Below are 15,213 nucleotides of genomic sequence, written 5' to 3'. Positions count from 1 at the left end.
ACGCGACCTAGTCGCCCCTGGTGCCGAAGACTATTTCGTCCCAGCTCGGCACGCTGGAGCGCTTCGGCCTTGACGGCTGGCGCTCAGGTTCGTCCCGGTCCGGTTCCGGACGCGCGGATGAACCCTGGTCCGTTGCGGACCTGCCGGCGTCCAGCCGGCGCCGGGGGGTTCCCCCGCCGAGCAGCTCGTCAAGACCGACGTTACCGCCGGCAGGTCGGTCCGGACTGTCCGCCGGCGGGTTCATTGGCTTGTCCGTGGCCGCCGGGGCGGCCGGACCTTCCTTGCCCGCAGTGCCGGCCGGGCGAAGAGGGGACGGGACGATGGTGATTTCCCGCGTATCAGTGCTGACGCCGTCGTGAAGCTTGAGGGAATCGTCGGCTGAATCCTGGTGCTGGGGTGCGAGGCTGAGGCGGGACAGCATGGAGGGCCGGCCGTCACGCCGTCGGGTCAGCGGCCCAAACTGGGCTGCCGGCGAATCGGATGATTCCGCTTCCGCGGCCTCCGGTTCTGGTTCTTCCGCGTCCGCGCCGGATCCGTGAGGAATTTCCGGCAGCCTCGGGTGGGCCGCCGGGACCCCGTTGGTCAGCAGGAGCGCCAGGGCGTCGTCGCTGTTCTCATCCAAGCCAAGCCGCTGCCCCCTCCGGGAGCGCAGCATGTCCAGCAGGCCGTCGGCCTCCTTCTGCTGCTCTGCTCCGTTCCGGGCGGCAGTTTCGGCGTCCGTTTCAAAATCGAAGGGGCGGTCTGAAACCGCTGACAGGCGGCGTGCGGGAACCGGACCGTCCAGGGGTTCAAGCTCACTGAGCTGCTGCGCCCAACGGTTGGCATTCTGCAGCGACTTGCGGGAGGGATTGAACGTCCACATGGCCGGAGGCTCTTCGCCGATGCTGGAATGGCCGCCCGGCTGGGCATCGAACCTCGCCACGACCGTCCAGGTTCCGTCCGGGCGTCGCCAGGAATCCCATTCCAGCGTGGAGGACTCAATGCCGTGGGCGGTCAGGCGGTGGGCCACCATGTCCGCCAAAGTGGCCGGATGATCGCCGAAGGCCGCCCGGTAGATGTCGTGGCCGGGAGCGGGAGTCGCGACCTCCACTTTGCGGGCCTGCTGGGCTACGTACTCGCGTTCGGCCAAGACCGGTCCCTCGTACCGTTCAACCTTTTCCAGCGGCATTCCGGACGCAGCCGCAACCTCGGCGGCCGTTGAGCCGCTCCGGATCCTGGCCTGGATATCGCGCGGGGACATGGCCACAACCGGCGCGGCCGATGCCCGCACGGCAGGCCGGCTTGCCGCCAGCCGTAAAGCTTCATTGATCGGCAGCTGGAACATCTCGCCGCCGGTGCCGCACAACAGGAGATGCTCCCCGTCGTCGTGGACGCCTACAAGCCGTAGATCCTGCATACAATCCTCCACCCTGGCATTACTATCAATCGAAACTCTGCCACCCAAGCCTGTCTTTTCCTGTTAGGACGAAGGGCGCGCCGCGAAATTCCGGGACTTTCGGCACAGGGACGGCATTGCCGCCGGCGGTGGGAAGCCGCTGAAGACTGCTTGGGCGCAGGTATGGCTTTTCCCTGCAGCTTAGGGAAAAATGTGCCCCGGACCGGGCACAAACTGGCGGCGTCCGGCGTTGTGCACGTTGAATTACCCACCCGAGTCAACGGAGTGTGAGCAGCAGGCCATGGCGACAGACTATGACGCGCCGAGGAAGTCGGAAGAGGACCTCAACGAGGACTCGATTGAGGAGCTGAAGACCCGCCGTGCCGACAAACCGACGGCAGTGGTTGAAGAAGACGAAACCGACCTCGCTGAGGGGTATGAGCTGCCCGGCGCAGACCTGTCCGGTGAGGAACTGCTGGTCCGCGTCATGCCCGCCCAGGCCGACGAATTCACATGTTCCTCATGCTTCCTGGTCCGGCACCGTTCGCAGATCGCCCGTGAAAAGGACGGCCACCTGTACTGCCGCGACTGCGAAGGCTGAGGCCCGGCGAGCTACCTTGCGTTGAGTGCTGCCACCAGTTCATCCGGGCGGCGGGTGGAGGTCAGCCAGTACGGGGTGGGATCCGAGGTGTCGTTGATTTCAATGCGGACCACCGGATCTATCCAGCCGCGGATGCACAGGTAAGCGAGGCCGTTGAGGCGCGTGCCGCGTTCGGCCGTGGCTTCCTTGCCGCGGAACGCCTCCGCAGGTCCGGTGAGCCCGCGTTCAATGCTGGCCCGGCCCACCTGAAGCGTCCGGGCCGTCACTGTCAGCGCAGGCGTGGACAGTACCAGCAGGGCCGTCTCGACGGCGAACAGGACTACGGCCGCCGTGATTCCCGCGGTCATGCTGATGGGGGCGAACACCAGAATGCCGGCGCTGGCCAAGCCCGCAGCGACCAGCCAGATCCAGGCTCCCGGCCACAGCTTTTCGGTGAAAAGTACGGTGTCATCCTGTGAAGGCTGGTGGTGTGCAGGCACGGCTGCGCTTGATTCGGGCATGCACCCAGCTTTCCATCTTTGCCGTGCCATTTCATCCCGGCCGGTTCGGTCCTGCCAGGGCGCCGGGCCGGTAGGACTATGGCGCCCCCGGGCGATAGAGTGAGGAACTGTGACTGACGAAATAACAGCCATTACGCCTCCGCTGCAGCATGCGGCACCTGGAGCTGCGTCACCCGCAACAGCGGAAGCGCCGCCCGCAGCAGAATATGGAGCCCCAACTGTGCAGGTTCAACTGAAAATGCTCGACGCCGGCCTGGCGGCGCCGTCCTACGCCCACCCCGGTGACGCCGGGGCAGACCTGCGCGCCCGCGAGGATGTGGTCCTGGAACCGGGGGAGCGGCGCCTGGTGCCCACCGGGGTGTCGATCGCCCTGCCGGACGGCTTTGTGGCACTGATCCACCCGCGCTCTGGCCTTGCCACGAAACACGGGCTGACGGTGGTCAACGCGCCGGGAACTGTCGATGCGGGCTACCGCGGTGAAATCGCGGTGACGCTGCTGAACACGGACAAGGACAAGGCCATAGAACTCCGGCGCGGCGATAGAATTGCACAGATGGTCATCCAGCGTGTGGAGTACGCGCAGTTCGTTGCCGTGGGGGAGTTGAGCGACTCTGTCCGCGGTGCCGGAGGCTTCGGCTCCACGGGCGGCTTCGCCGTTCCTGGCGCCTAGTTCCGCAGCGGAAACGGCCCACGCCGGAAACCCTGAGCGTTTCCGGCGGGCGAAGCCTCCCGGACAGCGCGCCCGGCGGTCAGCGAAGACAAGATGCGGCGCCCGCGCGGCCGGCGCGACAAGATCACAACTAAGGAGACAACCCCATGGTTTTTGGGCGTGGCAGGAAAGCCAAGAAGGAAGAGGCCACAGAGCCGGCGGAAGTCCGCGAGGGCAACGCCGCCGATGCCGCTGACGACGCCACGGAAACATCCGGACGCAGCGCCACCGGCCCCTTCGATGTCTCAGAGATCAGCAACAGGGACGGCTATGTGGATCTGGGTGCCCTGCTCATTGCACCCCGGGACGGGCTACAGCTGCGGCTTGAGGTCGAGGAGGCCACCCAGCGGGTGGTGGCAGTAACCATGGACCTGGAGGGGTCGAGCCTGCAGTTGCAGGCCTTCGCCGCACCGCGTTCCGAAGGCCTGTGGGACGAGATCCGCGAGCAGATCGGCCAGTCGGTGGGCGGCCAGGGCGGCCAGGTGGAAGAGATCCAGGGCGGCTTCGGCACGGAGCTCGTGGCCAAGCTCCCCTCTGGCATCAGCGACGGCAGCCAGGGATACCGCGTTGCCCGCTTTATCGGCGTTGACGGTCCGCGCTGGTTCCTCCGCGGCGTGTTCGGCGGCGAAGCGGCACTGAACCGCGACGCCGCGGCCGGTCTCGAGGAGCTTTTCCGCAAGATTGTGGTGATCCGCGGCGACAACCCCATGCCCCCACGGGATCTCCTGCAGCTGCGTCTGCCCAAGGACGCCACGGGATCCGTGCCTCCCGGGGCCCCGGAGTTCCAGCAGCCTGAGCGCGGTCCGGAGATCACCCAGATTGGTTGATGCCGGCAGCCACCCGCAGGTCGAGCCGGTGCCCATCAGGGGGCTGCCGGAGCGGGGCCACGTGCTGTGTCACGGATTCATCGAATCGGTGACCTATGTGCCCGCCACCCAGGTGGCGGCATTCACCGTCATGGTGACAGACCACGACATTCCTGCCGGGGCGACGCGGGCGCGAATTTCACCGTCCACGGCAACGGCGGTCCCGGCACTGCCGGCGGAATCCTCTGCGGCGCCGTCGGCGGGCACGGGCAGGAACCGGCTGTCAATGACCCAGCGCGGCCGGCTGCGGGTCATTTGGCTGGGGCGCCGCCGGGTTCCCGGCATCGACGCCGGGACGGAAGTCCGGCTGGAGGGCATGCTGACCGTGCGGGACGGTGTGCCAACCATGTTCAATCCCCGCTACGAGATATTGTCCCGCCAGGAGAACCAATGACATCGCCTGAAAACCCTGAACCGGGAACCGAACGGCCGGAACCCAAGTCCGTGCCGGACGCTCCGGGCCTTGCGGGACTTGCCGAGGGCTACGCATCCAAGGCAGGTTTGCACCGCACGGATGATGGCCGCATTGACGTCCTGAAGAGCGCCGGCGGCTACCAGGGGATCGCAGAGAGCATTCTTCCTGGCCTGGTGTTCCTTATCAGCTTCACGCTCACGGCTGCTTTGACGCCCTCGCTCATTGCAGCCCTCGCTGCTGCCGCTGTGTTTACCGTGGTGCGGCTCGTCCAACGCCGCCCGCTGACCCAGGCCCTGGCCGGAGTCGTCGGCGTCGGCATATCCGCCTGGCTTGCCAACAGCACCGGCAAGGCGGAGGATTTCTACCTTCCCGGATTCCTGACCAACGCGGCGTACATCCTCGCGATGGTCATCTCGATCGCCGTCAGGTGGCCCATTGCCGGGCTGCTCTTCGGCTTCATCAGAAACGAAGGCCTTGACTGGCGTCAAAGCCCGGCACGGGTACGCGCCTACCGGCTGGGCACGTGGATCATCGTCGGGGTGCTGGCGCTTCGCCTTCTGGTGCAGGTGCCGCTGTACCTCATGGGCCAGGACGGTCTCGCGGCGCTGGCTACCACGAGGCTCATCATGGGGGCGCCGCTGTACATCCTGGGCGTGTGGCTGGCCTGGCTGATCACCAGGCCGGCCACCGTGCCCGGGACTCAGCCGTCGAAGCCGTCGTCCTCTACCGACTGATCCAGCCCCGTCTGCTGGACGGCCGCCCCGGCGGGAACGTCGGCTGACTCTGCCGTTTCCGGCTCGTCGGCATGGTTCGGCTCGTCGCGTGATCCAGGCGAGAGCAGTTCACGCAACTGGTCTTCCGCGGCAATCGTGGTGACGAAGAACAGCTCGTCGCCGCCGTCAATGACGTCGTCCCGGCTGGGCGTAATAGGTGCCTGGTCGCGGAGGATGGCCACGAGCGTTGAGTCCTCCGGCCAGTCAATGTCACCCACGGTGAGCCCGATGGCGTGCGAGTCGTGCGGCACCGTGAACTCCACGAGGGACGAAACGCCGGTCTGCAGCGTGAGCAGGCGGACGAGGTCACCGATCTCCACCGCTTCCTCGACCAGCGCCGTCATGAGCTGCGGCGTGTTAACCGCGACGTCGACGCCCCAGGAATCATTGAACATCCAGTCATTCTTCGGGTTGTTGACCCGCCCGACCGTGCGGCCGACGCCGAATTCGGTCTTGGCCAGCAGCGACACGACGAGGTTGACCTTGTCATCACCGGTGGCCGAGACCACCACGTCAGCGTCGTCGAGCTTCGCGTCCTGCAGGGTGCTCAGTTCGCAGGCGTCGCCGACCAGCCAATGCGCTCCCCGCAGCCCGCTCCGGCCAATGACTTCCGGCTTGAGATCGATCAGCAGAATCTCGTGCTTGTGGGCCAGCAGCTCACGGGCGATCGAGGAACCGACGCTTCCGGCTCCGACGATGACGACTTTCACTTAAGACTCCTTGGCGGGTGCTTTGGCCAGAATATGGGCTACTTCGGCGCTGCGGTCCAGGCGCAGCATGGCGTGGACCGTATCGCCGTCCTGGTACGAGGTGCCCGGAGAGGGAAGCATCCCTTCGCCGAACCGCGTCAGGTACGCGATGCGCATATCGGCGGCCTTTTCGATGGCGGACACGGCATGGCCGATCCAGCCCGGATCGAGGTCGATTTCGGCCAGGACGAGCCTGCCGGACGGTTCGCGGAAGTCGCCGGCGAGGTGCTGTTCCGGCAGGATCCGGCGCAGGACCTGGTCCGCGCTCCAGCGCACGGCGGCCACCGTGGGGATGCCAAGCCGCTGGTAGATTTCGGCCCGGCCCGGGTCATAGATCCTGGCAACCACATGAGGCACATGGAAGGTCTCGCGTGCCACGCGGGTGGCAAGGATGTTGGAGTTGTCACCGCTGGAGACCGCTGCGAAAGCGTACGCCTCGGCAACTCCGGCCTGCTTCAGCGTGTCCCGGTCGAATCCGACGCCGGTGACTTTCCTGCCGGTGAAGCCCGAACGGAGCCGGCGGAAGGCCCTGTCATCCTGGTCGATAATGGCCACTGAATGGCCTGCGTCCTCCAGCGTGTGCGCCAAGGTAGCCCCCACGCGCCCACAACCCATGATCACGAAGTGCGCCACCCGTGTCTCCTCAACTTCTCGCCGACTGCTCCGTAAGACTCTACCGCCGGAATCCCGCCATGACATCGCGTGCGAATCAGACTAACTTTGTGTGGTGCTGACAATTCTGAATGCCGTGAAGCGGGTGCTGGTGGGGAGGCCCTTCCGGAACGACCGGCTGGCCCACACGCTCCTGCCGAAGCGGATCGCGCTCCCCATCTTCGCCTCGGACGCGTTATCGTCGGTTGCCTATGCGCCGGACGAAATCCTGCTCACCCTGGCCCTGGCGGGCGTAAGCGCGGTGGCGCTGTCCCCGCTGGTTGGCCTGGCCGTCATGGTGGTGCTCCTGACGGTCGTGGCGTCCTACCGGCAGAACGTGCACGCCTACCCCTCCGGCGGCGGCGACTACGAGATCGCCAACGTGAACCTGGGAAAGTATGCCGGGCTGACCGTTGCCTCTGCCCTGCTCGTTGACTACGTGCTGACCGTGGCCGTGTCAATGTCGTCAGCGGCCGCGTACCTCACCACGGCGATACCCTCGCTCCACGGCCAGCAGGCCATGATCGCGACCATCGGTGTGGTGGTGCTGGCGCTCGTGAACCTGCGCGGCATCAAGGAAGCGGGCAGCGTTTTTGCAGTCCCCACCTATATCTTCATGGCATCAATCCTGGGCATGACCATCGTCGGGGTCTTCCAGGCTGTCACAGGGCAGCTGCGCCAGGCGCCGTCGGCGGCGTTCACGATTGTTCCGGACCCCGGTTTCGACCAGGGCCTCGTCGGCCTGGCCGGGGCCTTCCTGCTGCTGCGTGCATTTTCCTCCGGAGCTGCAGCCCTGACCGGCGTGGAAGCCATCAGTAACGGCGTGCCGAACTTCCAAAAGCCCAAGAGCAAGAACGCGGCCACCACGCTGCTGCTGCTCGGAGTCATCGGTTCGGCCATGCTGGCGGGCATCATCTATCTTGCCAACGCCACGAAGGTCCACATTGTTCTGGACCCGGCCAAGGAATTCCTGCTGAACGGCAAGCCGCTGCCGGAGGACTACATCCAGAACCCGGCCATCAGCCAGATTGCGCAGACCATTTTCGGGGCCGGCTCGATCCCGTTCTACATCGTGGTGGCCGCCACCGGCGTCATCCTCGTCTTTGCCTCCAACACGGCCTTCAACGGCTTTCCGGTCCTGGGATCCATCCTGGCCCAGGACGGCTACCTTCCCCGCCAGCTCCGCACCCGCGGCGACAGGCTGGCGTTCAGCAACGGCGTCCTCGCGCTGGCCGCCGGCGCGCTCGTGCTGATCCTCGCCTTCAACGCGGACGTCACCAAGCTCATCCAGCTCTACATCGTCGGCGTCTTCATATCCTTCACAGCCAGCCAGATCGGCATGGTCCGGCACTGGGGCCGCGAGTTGAAACTGGCCAAGGACAAGGCACTGCGGCGCCGCATGATCAAGTCCCGCACCATCAACATGATCGGCTTCGGCATGACGGCCCTCGTGCTGGTGATCGTGCTCATCACCAAGTTCGAACAGGGCGCATGGATTGCCCTGCTGGCCATGTTTGTCCTGTTCCTCATCATGTGGAGCATCCGCGCCCATTACGACAACGTGGCGAAGGAACTGGCCGTGGACGAGGACTCCTCACCGCGGGCACTGCCCACGCGGGTCCACGCCGTGCTGCTCGTGTCCCACGTCCGCAAGCCCGTTCTGCGGGCCCTGGCCTATGCCCGTGCCTCGCGTCCGTCCCGGCTGGATGCGATCACGGTGGACATCAACGCCGAGGAAACCGCGCACACGCTTGCCGACTGGGAAAAGCTCGAAATCCCGGTGCCGCTGACCGTGCTCGCGAGCCCCTATCGCGAGACCATCACGCCCATCATGGACTACATCAAGAGCATGCGAAGGGACTCGCCCCGCGACCTCATCGTCGTGTACATCCCCGAGTATGTGGTGGGCAAATGGTGGGAGCAGCTGGTCCACAACCAGACTGCCCTGCGGATCAAGACCAGGCTCCACTTTGAACCCGGCGTCATGGTGGCCAGTGTCCCGTGGCAGCTCAAATCCTCCGAAGAAGCAAAGAAACTGCAGGACATCCAATGAACCCCGACACCATGACCTCCTCAGCCGGCGTGGAACTGGTGGTGGACATCGGCCCCGTGGCCCACGGCGGCCATTGCGTCGCGCGGCACGAGGGGCGCGTTGTTTTCGTCCGCCACGGCGTCCCCGGCGAGAAAGCACGAATCCGGCTGACGGACGCGGGGGAGTCGGCCAAGTTCTGGCGCGGCGACGTCGTGGAGGTCCTGGAGCCGTCACCGGACCGTGTGCCGCACTTCTGGCGGGTGGCGGATTCACTCACGTCGTGGGAGCACGGGCGGCCGCCGGTCGGCGGCGCCGAACTGGGACACATCTCCCTCGAGCGCCAGAGGCGCCTCAAGTCCGACGTGCTGGCCGAACAGCTCAAGCGGCTGGCCGGCGTCGAACTTTCTCCCGAGGTGGAAGCTGTGGGCGCCGCGGCCGCGGACAGCGGTGATACGAACGACGGCGGTGCGGGCCTCGCGTGGCGGACCCGGGCAGGTTTTGCGGTCACTGCCGGCGGCAAGCTGGGCATGCACGCCCACCGTTCGGAGCAGGTTATTCCGGTCAGGGAGATGCCGCTGGCGGTCGCGGCCGTGAACGACCTGCGTCTGTGGGACATCGACCTGCAGGGCATCGAGCGCGTTGAAGTGGCTGCACCGGCCAACGGTTCGCGGCCGCTCGTGCTCCTCGCTCCAGCGCCCGGCACCCGCGCCAAACGGCTCAGCACCATCCTGGCACAGCTTCCGGCGGAGGTCTCAGTAGCCAGCTACGACCCCACTAATGACGAGACGCTGCAGCTGCGAGGCCGGACCTGGGTGCAGGAGTCAGCCGCGGGACACGACTACAGGGTCACGGGTGCCGGCTTCTGGCAGATCCACCGCGACGCCCCTGAAACGCTGGTGGGGGCCGTGACCGGCTTCCTGCACGACGGCGGGTTCCTGGAGCCGGGTGCGGCGGTCGCCGACCTCTATGCCGGGGCCGGGCTGTTCACGGCACCGCTTGCCGACGCCGTTGGTGAGACGGGTTCGGTGCTGTCGGTGGAAGGTGCACCCGGAACGAGCCGGGACGCGCGGAAAAACCTGCACAGTGCCCCACAGGTGGAAATTGTGCAGGGCCGCGTGGAGCGCGTGCTGCGCCAGAACCCCCGCAGCTTTGACGCCCTCCTGCTGGATCCGCCGCGTGCCGGTGCAGGCAAGGCAGTGGTCAGCCAGCTGATGGCCGCAAACCCGCGTGCCATCGCCTACGTGTCCTGCGACCCTGCATCGTTTGCCCGAGACATCGGGTACTTCCAGCAGGGCGGCTGGTCCCTCTCGGCGCTTCGGGCGTTCGACCTGTACCCGCACACGCACCATCTGGAGACCGTGGCTCTGCTGACTCCCCGCGGCTGATGTGACTAGGATGGGCCTAGTAGTCCCACGTCGCGCGCCGTATTCTCGGCTGACCCCATGCTCTTTTGTAAGACCTTGTACTAATTAGGATGACCTAACTAGCAAGCGGTCTACCGCGCGACAAAGATGAAACTGTTGCGAGAGGAGTCCTGCGATGAGCATTGTGGACAGCTTCGGTTCAAAAGGCAAACTTAATGTAGCCGGTACCGAATACGAAATTTTCCGGTTGAACTCCGTTGAAGGTGCAGAAAACCTTCCGTTCAGCCTCAAGGTATTGCTTGAAAACCTGTTGAGGACCGAGGACGGCGCGAACATCACGGCCGATCACGTCCGAGCACTGGCCGGCTGGGATCCCAGCGCCGAGCCCGACACTGAAATCCAGTTCACGCCGGCGCGCGTGATCATGCAGGACTTCACTGGCGTGCCCTGCGTAGTGGACCTGGCCACCATGCGTGAGGCGGTCAAGGAGCTTGGCGGCGATCCGAAGAGGGTGAACCCGCTGGCACCTGCCGAGATGGTGATTGACCACTCAGTGCAGATCGACGTCTTCGGTAACTCCGGCGCACTGGAGCGCAACATGGAGATCGAATACCAGCGTAATGGTGAGCGCTACCAGTTCCTGCGCTGGGGCCAGACCGCGTTTGACGACTTCAAGGTTGTCCCGCCGGGAACCGGCATCGTGCACCAGGTCAACATCGAGTACCTGGCCCGCACCGTCATGACCCGCGAGGTTGATGGCGCACTGCGCGCCTACCCCGACACCTGCGTCGGCACCGACTCGCACACCACTATGGTCAACGGCCTCGGTGTGCTCGGCTGGGGCGTCGGCGGCATTGAAGCCGAGGCGGCCATGCTGGGCCAGCCCGTGTCGATGCTCATCCCGCGCGTCGTCGGTTTCAAGCTGACCGGCTCCATCCCGGCCGGCGCCACCGCCACGGACGTCGTGCTGACCATCACGGAACAGCTGCGCAAGCACGGTGTGGTGGGCAAGTTCGTGGAGTTCTACGGCGAAGGTGTGGCGGCAGTGCCGCTGGCCAACCGCGCCACGATCGGCAACATGAGCCCGGAGTTCGGCTCCACGGCCGCAATGTTCCCGATCGACGACGTCACGTTGGACTACCTGCGCCTCACCGGCCGCTCGGACGAGAACGTCGCCCTGGTTGAGTCCTACGCGAAGGAACAGGGCCTCTGGCACGATCCTTCCCGCGAGATCAAGTTCTCCGAGTACCTCGAGCTGGACCTGTCCACGGTTGTTCCCTCCATCTCCGGCCCGAAGCGTCCCCAGGACCGCATCGAGCTCACGGACGCGAAGGAGCAGTTCCGCAAGGACATCCACAACTACGTCAGCATCGAAGACGGCAGCGTGGACGAGTCCCTGGAAGAGTCCTTCCCGGCCTCCGATCCGCCCTCCTTCACCCACGCTGATTCCCACACCACGGAAACTGCACGCGTTGAGTCGGCCGCCAACGGCGCCGAAGGCCGTCCGTCCAGCCCCGTCCACGTGGTCACCGAAGATGGCCGCGAGTTCGAGCTGGACCACGGTGCCGTGTCGATCGCCTCGATCACGTCCTGCACCAACACGTCCAACCCGTCCGTGATGCTTGCGGCCGCACTGTTGGCACGCAACGCCGTCGACAAGGGCCTGGCCTCCAAGCCGTGGGTCAAGACCTCCGTAGCCCCTGGCTCTAAGGTTGTCACCGACTACTACGAGAAGTCCGGCCTGACCCCCTACTTGGAGAAGCTCGGCTTCTACATCGTGGGCTACGGCTGCGCCACCTGCATCGGTAACTCCGGTCCGCTGGACGCGGAAATCTCCGAGGCCATCCAGGCCAACGACCTTTCCGTCACCGCTGTGCTCTCGGGCAACCGCAACTTCGAAGGCCGCATCAACCCGGACGTGAAGATGAACTACTTGGCGTCCCCGCCGCTGGTCATCGCCTACGCCTTGGCCGGTTCCATGGACTTCGACTTCGACACCGACGCCCTGGGCCAGGACGAGGCCGGCAACGACGTCTTCCTGAAGGACATCTGGCCGAACCCGGTCGAGGTCCAGCAGGTCATCGATTCCTCGATTGACAAGGAAATGTTTGCCCGCGGCTACGAGGGCGTCTTCGACGGCGACGACCGCTGGAAAGCACTCGACACCCCGGCCGGCGACACTTTCGCCTGGGACGAGAAATCCACGTACGTCCGGAAGCCCCCGTACTTCGAGGGCATGAAGGCACAGCCGGAGCCCGTCACTGACATCTCCGGCGCCCGCGTGCTGCTCAAGCTCGGCGATTCGGTCACCACCGACCACATCTCCCCGGCTGGTTCGTTCAAGTCGGACACCCCTGCCGGCCAGTACCTGCTGGCCAACGGTGTGGAGCGCAAGGACTTCAACTCCTACGGCTCGCGCCGTGGCAACCACGAGGTCATGATCCGCGGCACGTTCGCCAACATCCGCATCAAGAACCAGCTGCTTGACGGCGTCGAGGGTGGCTTCACCCGCGACTTCAGCCAGGCAGACGGTCCGCAGGCGTACGTTTACGACGCAGCCCAGAACTACCAGGCAGCCGGCACCCCGCTGGTGGTCCTGGCGGGCAAGGAGTACGGCTCCGGCTCATCCCGTGACTGGGCCGCCAAGGGCACCGCCCTGCTGGGCGTCAAGGCCGTCGTCGCCGAGAGCTACGAGCGCATCCACCGCTCCAACCTGATCGGCATGGGCGTCCTTCCGCTGCAGTTCCCGGCAGGCGAGTCCGCTGCCACGCTCGGACTGACCGGTACGGAGACCTTCGCGGTTGAGGGCGTGACAGCCCTGAACGAAGGCACCACGCCGAAGACGCTCAAGGTGACCGCCACGGCTGAAGACGGCACCGCCAAGTCCTTCGATGCGGTTCTCCGCATCGATACCCCGGGCGAGGCCGACTACTACCGCAACGGCGGCATCCTGCAGTATGTACTGCGCCAGATCTCCGCGAACTAGCGGTTAGTTCCCCGGGAGGCGATGCCTCCCGGGGAATCTGGAACGTGAAAGGCTCCGGCCGGTCCTGGACCGCCGGAGCCTTTCGTTTGTCCTTCGCAGGATGGCCGACTGCCTCTGGCCGAAAGGGCGCCCGGCGCGGCTGCTTGGCGGGAGGCGTTAGAGTTAAAAGGCACGTCTACCACCGAAGGAGGGGCCGTTGGGAATCTTGGAGACCATCCGGAACCCGCAGGATCTGAGCAAATTGTCCGCAGCGCAGCTGGACCAGCTGGCTACCGACATCCGGAAATTCCTGATCAGCAACGTCTCACAGACCGGTGGGCACCTCGGACCCAACCTCGGCGTCGTGGAACTCACCATGGCCGTGCACCGCATCTTCGACTCTCCCCGGGACAGCATCGTCTTTGATACCGGGCACCAGTCATATGTCCACAAACTCCTGACCGGGCGCCAGGACTTCAGTACCCTGCGGCAGCAGGGCGGCATGTCCGGATACCCGGCCCGGGCCGAGTCCGAGCACGACATCGTGGAAAGCTCGCACGCTTCCTCCTCGCTGTCCTGGGCCGACGGAATCTCCCGCGCCCGCCAGCTGACCGGCGACGGCGACCGCTACGTCGTGGCGGTGGTGGGCGACGGCGCCCTGACCGGCGGCATGGCATGGGAAGCCATCAACAACATCGCGGCTGACAAGCGGCGGCGCGTGGTGATTGTGGTCAACGACAACGGCCGCTCCTATGCGCCCACCGTGGGCGGGTTCGCCGACTACCTGGCTTCACTGCGCCCCACCATCGACTCCTTCCGCACCGCGCCCGCCTACGAAGGCACGCTCGACTGGTGGAAGCACAAGCTCCAGAACGGCGGCCCGCTGGGGCAGCTGACCTACCGCAGCCTGCACGCCATGAAAAAGGGCATCAAGGACTGGTGGGCGCCCCAGGGCATGTTCGAGGACCTGGGCATGAAGTACATCGGACCCGTGGACGGCCACAACCTGCAGGCCATGGAACACGCCCTCGCCAGGGCCAAGCAGTACGCCGGACCGGTGATTGTCCATGCCATCACGGAGAAGGGCCACGGCTACGCGCCCGCCCGCGCCCACGAAGCCGACCAGTTCCACGCAGTGGGCATCATCGATCCGGAGACCGGCGAACCCACGGAGGGTGCAGCCGCCCAGTCCTGGACGTCTGTCTTCGCCACTGAAATTGCGGACATTGCGGACGATCGCCAGGACATTGTCGGCATCACCGGAGCCATGCTCATCCCGGTCGGCCTGCACAAGTTCGCCGCGCGACACCCCGATCGCGTCATCGACGTCGGAATCGCCGAGCAGCATGCGCTGACCTCGGCGGCCGGAATGGCCTTCGGCGGACTCCACCCCGTCGTCGCCATCTACGCGACCTTCCTGAACCGCGCGTTCGACCAGCTGCTGATGGACGTAGCCCTGCACAAAGCCGGCGTGACCATCGTCCTGGACCGCGCGGGCGTCACCGGCCCGGACGGCGCCAGTCACCACGGCATGTGGGACATGGCCATGGTCCAGATCGTCCCCGGGCTCCACCTGGCGGCGCCACGCGATGCCTCACGGCTCCGGGAGGAACTGCGGGAAGCCGTCGCCATCGAGGACGCGCCCAGCGTGGTCCGGTTCTCCAAGGGAAGCGTCGGCGCGGAGGTCGAGGCACTGGAAAGGCTGAGCGACGGCGTTGACGTCCTGGCCCGGCGGCCGAGCGGATCCACCGAAAACGACGTCCTGATCGTGAGCGTCGGCGCCATGTCCGAGCTCGCCCTGGATGTCTCCAACCGGCTGGGCGCCCAGGGGATCAGCTCCACAGTGGTGGATCCCCGGTGGGTCCTTCCGGTGCGCCGCTCCATCGTGGCACTCGCGTCCCACCACCGGCTGGTCGTCTGCATCGAGGACGGTGTGCGGGCCGGCGGGGTCGGCTCCCGGATCCGCCAGGAGATGCGTGCCGCCGGGGTGGACACCGCCCTGAACGAGGTGGGCCTCCCGGTCGACTTCCTGGACCACGGCACCCGCAGCCAGGTCCTTGAACGGGTGGGCCTTACGGCCCAAAAGATCACCCACGACGTCGTGGCGCAGGTTCTGGGAACCAAGGTGCCTTTCGCACGTCCCCTGCCGGGGCAGGAACATCCCAGTACCGGTAGCCTGCCCATTCTTTAAGGGCTCCGCACGGCGTTCGCAC

13 protein-coding genes are annotated in these 15,213 nt (G+C 65.9%); 9 read left to right on the top strand and 4 right to left on the bottom strand.

Annotation, left to right across the window (positions count from 1 at the left end):
• Positions 1-7: 7 nt before the first annotated feature.
• Positions 8-1,396: a septation protein SepH gene (gene sepH, locus AC1DD3_RS05070; protein ID WP_230116752.1), complete on the bottom strand. Its 1,389-nt coding sequence runs from the start codon at positions 1,394-1,396 to the stop codon at positions 8-10.
• 280 nt (positions 1,397-1,676) lie between these two features.
• Here sepH and AC1DD3_RS05065 point away from each other — a divergent pair, with 280 nt between their 5' ends.
• Complete coding sequence (locus tag AC1DD3_RS05065) at positions 1,677-1,976, top strand: DUF4193 domain-containing protein (RefSeq protein ID WP_230116751.1); 300 nt, start codon at positions 1,677-1,679, stop codon at positions 1,974-1,976.
• A gap of 11 nt (positions 1,977-1,987) precedes the next feature.
• Here the strand turns inward: AC1DD3_RS05065 and AC1DD3_RS05060 are convergent, their stop codons facing one another.
• Positions 1,988-2,476 (bottom strand): DUF3093 domain-containing protein, encoded by a 489-nt coding sequence (locus AC1DD3_RS05060; protein WP_230116750.1) that lies wholly within the window; start codon positions 2,474-2,476, stop codon positions 1,988-1,990.
• Positions 2,477-2,618: 142 nt separating this feature from the next.
• Here AC1DD3_RS05060 and dut point away from each other — a divergent pair, with 142 nt between their 5' ends.
• From dut to AC1DD3_RS05040, 4 genes are all read left to right on the top strand, one after another.
• Entirely contained in the window at positions 2,619-3,146 is a 528-nt protein-coding gene (gene dut / locus AC1DD3_RS05055; protein WP_476876034.1) for a dUTP diphosphatase, read from the top strand.
• A gap of 146 nt (positions 3,147-3,292) precedes the next feature.
• On the top strand, positions 3,293-4,012 hold the full coding sequence (locus tag AC1DD3_RS05050; protein WP_230116749.1) for a DUF3710 domain-containing protein: 720 nt from the start codon (positions 3,293-3,295) through the stop codon (positions 4,010-4,012).
• On the top strand, positions 4,005-4,445 hold the full coding sequence (locus AC1DD3_RS05045) for a single stranded DNA-binding domain-containing protein (RefSeq protein WP_230116748.1): 441 nt from the start codon (positions 4,005-4,007) through the stop codon (positions 4,443-4,445). The genes AC1DD3_RS05050 and AC1DD3_RS05045 overlap by 8 nt, the downstream gene beginning before the upstream one ends.
• Complete coding sequence (locus AC1DD3_RS05040) at positions 4,442-5,200, top strand: DUF3159 domain-containing protein (protein ID WP_476881116.1); 759 nt, start codon at positions 4,442-4,444, stop codon at positions 5,198-5,200. The genes AC1DD3_RS05045 and AC1DD3_RS05040 overlap by 4 nt, the downstream gene beginning before the upstream one ends.
• Here AC1DD3_RS05040 and AC1DD3_RS05035 read toward each other — a convergent pair.
• Both AC1DD3_RS05035 and AC1DD3_RS05030 read right to left on the bottom strand, forming a co-directional pair.
• Positions 5,167-5,949: a potassium channel family protein gene (locus AC1DD3_RS05035; RefSeq protein ID WP_476881115.1), complete on the bottom strand. Its 783-nt coding sequence runs from the start codon at positions 5,947-5,949 to the stop codon at positions 5,167-5,169. The two genes, AC1DD3_RS05040 and AC1DD3_RS05035, sit on opposite strands and share 34 nt — an antisense overlap.
• Positions 5,950-6,621, bottom strand: coding sequence for a potassium channel family protein (locus AC1DD3_RS05030; protein ID WP_230116745.1), 672 nt, complete (start codon positions 6,619-6,621; stop codon positions 5,950-5,952).
• A gap of 94 nt (positions 6,622-6,715) precedes the next feature.
• On the opposite strand from AC1DD3_RS05030, the gene AC1DD3_RS05025 reads away from it, so the two are divergent.
• The 4 genes from AC1DD3_RS05025 to dxs all read left to right on the top strand — a co-directional run bounded on the left by AC1DD3_RS05025 (position 6,716) and on the right by dxs (position 15,191).
• A complete protein-coding gene (locus tag AC1DD3_RS05025) occupies positions 6,716-8,692 on the top strand; it encodes an APC family permease (protein WP_230116787.1) in 1,977 nt (658 codons plus the stop codon).
• Positions 8,689-10,056 carry a class I SAM-dependent RNA methyltransferase gene (locus AC1DD3_RS05020; RefSeq protein ID WP_230116744.1) on the top strand — a complete coding sequence of 456 codons (1,368 nt, stop codon included), beginning with the start codon at positions 8,689-8,691 and terminating at the stop codon, positions 10,054-10,056. The genes AC1DD3_RS05025 and AC1DD3_RS05020 overlap by 4 nt, the downstream gene beginning before the upstream one ends.
• A gap of 154 nt (positions 10,057-10,210) precedes the next feature.
• Positions 10,211-13,021, top strand: coding sequence for an aconitate hydratase AcnA (gene acnA, locus AC1DD3_RS05015; protein ID WP_476881114.1), 2,811 nt, complete (start codon positions 10,211-10,213; stop codon positions 13,019-13,021).
• A 196-nt stretch (positions 13,022-13,217) separates the two neighbouring features.
• Complete coding sequence (gene dxs, locus AC1DD3_RS05010) at positions 13,218-15,191, top strand: 1-deoxy-D-xylulose-5-phosphate synthase (RefSeq protein ID WP_476881113.1); 1,974 nt, start codon at positions 13,218-13,220, stop codon at positions 15,189-15,191.
• Positions 15,192-15,213: the final 22 nt, after the last annotated feature.

The sequence above is a fragment of the Arthrobacter sp. 05T444 genome (genome assembly GCF_056395905.1).
Note: the sequence above shows the minus strand (reverse complement) of the source record. Positions and strands in the feature narration are given on the sequence as shown.